Annotated in this window: 4 protein-coding genes and 3 tRNA genes; all 7 read right to left on the bottom strand. The window is 63.1% G+C overall.

Features of this window, described 5'->3' with window-relative positions; all coding sequences use genetic code 11:
• Window positions 1–96: 96 nt before the first annotated feature.
• The 7 genes from HKL97_RS00560 to HKL97_RS00530 all read right to left on the bottom strand — a co-directional run bounded on the left by HKL97_RS00560 (window position 97) and on the right by HKL97_RS00530 (window position 3,856).
• The gene (locus tag HKL97_RS00560; protein ID WP_291421799.1) at window positions 97–1,665 is read right to left on the bottom strand and encodes a DHA2 family efflux MFS transporter permease subunit; all 1,569 of its coding nucleotides are present in this window, start codon (window positions 1,663–1,665) and stop codon (window positions 97–99) included.
• The gene (locus HKL97_RS00555) at window positions 1,662–2,675 is read right to left on the bottom strand and encodes an HlyD family secretion protein (RefSeq protein ID WP_291421797.1); all 1,014 of its coding nucleotides are present in this window, start codon (window positions 2,673–2,675) and stop codon (window positions 1,662–1,664) included. The genes HKL97_RS00560 and HKL97_RS00555 overlap by 4 nt, the downstream gene beginning before the upstream one ends.
• Before the next feature lie 61 nt (window positions 2,676–2,736).
• The gene (gene nusG, locus HKL97_RS00550) at window positions 2,737–3,267 is read right to left on the bottom strand and encodes a transcription termination/antitermination protein NusG (protein WP_291421795.1); all 531 of its coding nucleotides are present in this window, start codon (window positions 3,265–3,267) and stop codon (window positions 2,737–2,739) included.
• 10 nt (window positions 3,268–3,277) lie between these two features.
• Window positions 3,278–3,472, bottom strand: a complete 195-nt coding sequence (gene secE / locus HKL97_RS00545) for a preprotein translocase subunit SecE (RefSeq protein WP_291421794.1) — start codon at window positions 3,470–3,472, stop codon at window positions 3,278–3,280.
• A 41-nt stretch (window positions 3,473–3,513) separates the two neighbouring features.
• Window positions 3,514–3,590 (bottom strand) — tRNA-Trp (locus HKL97_RS00540).
• 80 nt (window positions 3,591–3,670) lie between these two features.
• A tRNA-Gly gene (locus tag HKL97_RS00535) sits at window positions 3,671–3,744 on the bottom strand.
• Between the two features lie 29 nt (window positions 3,745–3,773).
• Window positions 3,774–3,856: transfer RNA gene (locus HKL97_RS00530), tRNA-Tyr, on the bottom strand.
• Window positions 3,857–3,898 lie beyond the last annotated feature (42 nt).

Genomic DNA, 3,898 nt, shown 5'->3' with positions numbered 1-3,898 from the left:
CTGATTGGTTTAGGTGTGATCAGGCTCTAGCCATTTTTCTGAGGGCGATTCACGCTTTCGGCTCGCTCGGCTGAGCGAACCTCAAACGATCGCACTCTAATGACCGCCTGGCGCGGCTCGTCCGGCGGGTTTTTGAAGAAAGGCGATCACCAGCACGCCGGTGATCATGAAAGCGCCGAGCAGCGCGAAGGCGTCGCCATAGGCGAGGTAGAAGGCCTGGGCCCGAACGGTGCGGCCGATGGCGATGATGGCGGCGTGGCGGGCATCCTGCGGGCCGGAGATGCCGCGGGCGGCGAAATAATGCTGAAGCAGCGCCAGGCGCTGGCGGGTGGCCGGGTTGAGCAGGCTGATATGGGGCATCATGATCGCGGAATGGAATTTTTCGCGGTTGGTGATGAAGGTTTGCACCATGGCGATGCCGATGGCGCCGCCGAGATTGCGCAGCATGTTGAACAGCGAGGAGGCGGAGCCGGAATCCGCGAGGGGAATGCCCGCGGTGACGATGAGGGTGATGGGGGGGAAGATCATCGCCTGGCCAAGGGCGCGGATGAGGTTGGGGATGAGCAGTTGGGGGCCGCTGTCCTGCGGGCCGAGGTTGATGTTCCAGAAGCAACTGATGGAAAACAGCACAAACCCGCCCATGAGCAGGTATCGCGGGTCAAAACGGCGCATCAGGTAGGGCATGAAGGGAATGATGATGAGCTGGGGCAGGCCGATCCACGCCATGACGTTGCCGGCCTGGCGCGCGCTGTAGCCGTGGGCTTCGGCCAGATAAATCGGAATAAGGTAGACCGCCGCGTAGAGGACAAACCCCAGGATGACTGAGGTGAAGCAGCCGAGGGCGAAATTCCAGCGGGTGAAGAGCCGCAGGTTGACCAGCGGCGCGCGGTTGCCCGGCCGCAGCTCCTGAAACAGAAATGCGCTCAGCGCGATGGCCGCGACGATTGAGAGGCGGAAAATGAGGGGGGAGCTGAACCAGTCGTCCTTGTTGCCTTCCTCCAGCACGATTTGCAGCGAGCCGGGCCCGATGGCGATGGTGGCGATGCCGAGCCAGTCTCCCCGGCGGAATTTTTGAAGCTGCATGGGCGCCGGGTTGAGCCCCCAGAGCAGGGCCGAGAGCATGACCGCGCCGGGCACCAGATTGAGGAAGAAGATCGAGCGCCAGCCGTAGAGATCGGTGATCGCGCCGCCGATGGTGGGGCCGATGGCGGGGGCGAAGGTGACCGTGAGGGCGTAGGCGGCGAACCCGGTGGGGCGGGCGCGTTCCGGGAGCAGGGTGATAAGGCAGGTGAAAGCCAGGGGGATGAGCGCCCCGCCGGTGAAGCCCTGGAGCAGCCGCAGCACCACCATTTCCGGGAAATTGGCGGCCAGGCCGCAGGCGGCGGAGAAAAACAGGAACAGGACCGTGCTGCCGATGAAGTACCGGCGCATCGAGAAGACTTCCACCAGCCAGCCGGAGAGAGGGATGACGATGATTTCGCCGATCAGATAGGAGGTCGAGATCCAGCCGCCGTCCTCCAGACCGGCGCCGATGCCGCCCTGGATTTCGGGCAGGGAGGTGTTGATGACCTGGATGTTCAGAACCGCCATGAAGGCGCCGAGCATCGCCCCGCCAACGGCGATTTTGGTGCGCAGCGGCAGCGGCGGCGGCACGGCTTTGGTCACGGCTGGGCGCGGGTGTCGATGGAGGGTTCCACCGAGAGGCCGGGGCGCAGCTTGCCGAGGATGTCCGGGGTCAGGTTGAGGACGATTTTCACCGGGACGCGCTGGACGATCTTGGTGAAGTTGCCGGTCGCGTTGTCAGGCGGGAGGAGGGCGAATTCCTGGCCGGAAGCGGGGGAGATGGAGTCCACCCTGCCGGTGACCTTGAGGTTGGGGAAGGCATCCACGCTCAGGTCAACCTTCTGGCCGGGACGGATGCGGGTGATCTGGTTTTCCCGGTAGTTGGCGACGACATAGACCTGGGAGAGCGGCACGATGGCCATGATCTGGTTGCCGGGTTGCAGGTAGTCGCCGATGGCGACGGATTTATCGCCGACGGCGCCATTGAACGGGCTGAAAATTTTTGTGTGGCTGAGGTCGAGCGCGGCCTGGGTGGCGGCGGCTTCGGCCTGGGTGAGGCGGGCGGTGAGCACGCCCACCTGCATGGTGGCGCCGGTGAGGTTGGCCTGGGCGGCGGCAAGGCTGGCCTGGGCGGTGGCGAGGCTGGTGTTCGCCTGTTCACGGTCCTGCTGGGTGCTGGCGCCGGTGGAGGAGAGGCTGGCGTAGCGTTTTTGGTTCTGCCGGGCGAAGGCGAGGCGGGCGGTATCACCCTGCACGGTGGCCCTGGCGGCGGCGATGACCTGTTGTTGCAGGGCGAGCCTGGCCTGGGCGGTGGCCAGCGCGGCGCGGGCGGCGGCCTGGGCGATCTCGTAGTCGCGCGGGTCTATGGTGAGGAGCAGCTGGCCCTGGTGGACTTCCTGGCCGTCGCGCACGGCGATGGCGGTGACATAGCCGCTGATTTTCGGTGCGATGAGGCTGGAGTCAGCGGCGACATACGCATCGTCGGTGCTGATGAAGTATTGCCCGGCCAGCAGATAATACGCCAGCCAGAGGAGGCCGGCGGCAAGCACAAGAAAAGCGCCGGCAAACAGGGGCCAGCGCTTTTTGGGGGGCGATGCAGTCACGTCAGACACAGGAACCCCTTAAAGCAGTTTGATCCCGCAGATAAGACGGCCGCCGGTGATTACAAGGTGGTCAGACTTTCTCCACCTGGCCGTATTCCAGGTCCACGGGGGTGGAACGGCCGAAGATGGAGACGGAGACTTTGACGCGGCCCTTGTCTTCGTCGACTTCCTCGATGACGCCGTTGAAGCTGGTGAAGGGGCCGTCGGCCACGCGCACCTGCTCGCCGATTTCAAACAGGACGGCGGGGCGGCGGTGCTCGGTGCCTTCCTGCGCCTGCTTCATGATGCGTTCGGCTTCGGAATCCGGGATCGGGCTTGGGCGGGTTTTGCTGCCCAAAAAGCCGGTGACCTTGGGAACGTCCTTGACCAGATGCCAGGCGTCATCGGACATGTCCATGTTGATGAGGACGTAGCCGGGGAAGAACTTGCGCTCGGTGTTCACCTTCTGGGCGCGGCGGATCTCGGTCACTTCCTCAACCGGCACCACGATATCGCCGATGGAGTCAGACAAGCCCTTCAGCTCGGCCTGTTCCTTGATCTGGGTGGCGATCTTCTTCTCGAAGCCCGAATAGACATGGAGGACGTACCAACGCTTGGCCATAAAAAATTCCTTAACTTCCGACGCCGAAGAGGGCGCGCATGCCGGCGCCGATGATCTGATCAACGGTCAGAAAAAATAACGCGGTCACCACGACCATGCCGAGCACGATGCCCGTGGTCTGCAGGGTTTCCTTACGCGAGGGCCAGGTGGTCTTGACCGCTTCGGCACGGACTTCGCGCGAAAATTTAACCAGGTTGAACGCCAAAGAGACAAACTCCGAAAACAGCCGTTATGTGCTGGGGTGGATGGCAGGGGCGGAGGGTCTCGAACTCTCAACCTCCGGTTTTGGAGACCGGCGCTCTAGCCAATTGAGCTACGCCCCTATCCTAACCAGCACGAAACCGGCGTTCCACACGCTGGCGCGCTTTGTGTCAAGTCTCCGGGTGCAAATGCCCGGTCGTCATGGAGCGGGTGACGGGAATCGAACCCGCACAACCAGCTTGGAAGGCTGGGACTCTACCGTTGAGCTACACCCGCGAAACTGAAACAAACATCAAGGCAGGATATGGAAGGGGTTGGATTCGAACCAACGTAGGCGTACGCCAGCGGATTTACAGTCCGCCCCCTTTAGCCACTCGGGCACCCTTCCGTATGGGCTGTCATTTCCCCGATCACGCTTTGGTTGTCAACG

Origin of the sequence: Acidocella sp., assembly GCF_013044125.1 — a bacterium.
Taxonomy (GTDB): domain Bacteria; phylum Pseudomonadota; class Alphaproteobacteria; order Acetobacterales; family Acetobacteraceae; genus Acidocella.
This window is presented reverse-complemented; position numbering and strand designations above follow the sequence as displayed.

Bases quoted from the DNA above. Each gene is read 5' to 3' on its own strand.
- nusG (WP_291421795.1), bottom strand. From the start codon at position 3,267: ATGGCCAAGCGTTGGTACGTCCTCCATGTCTATTCGGGCTTCGAGAAG.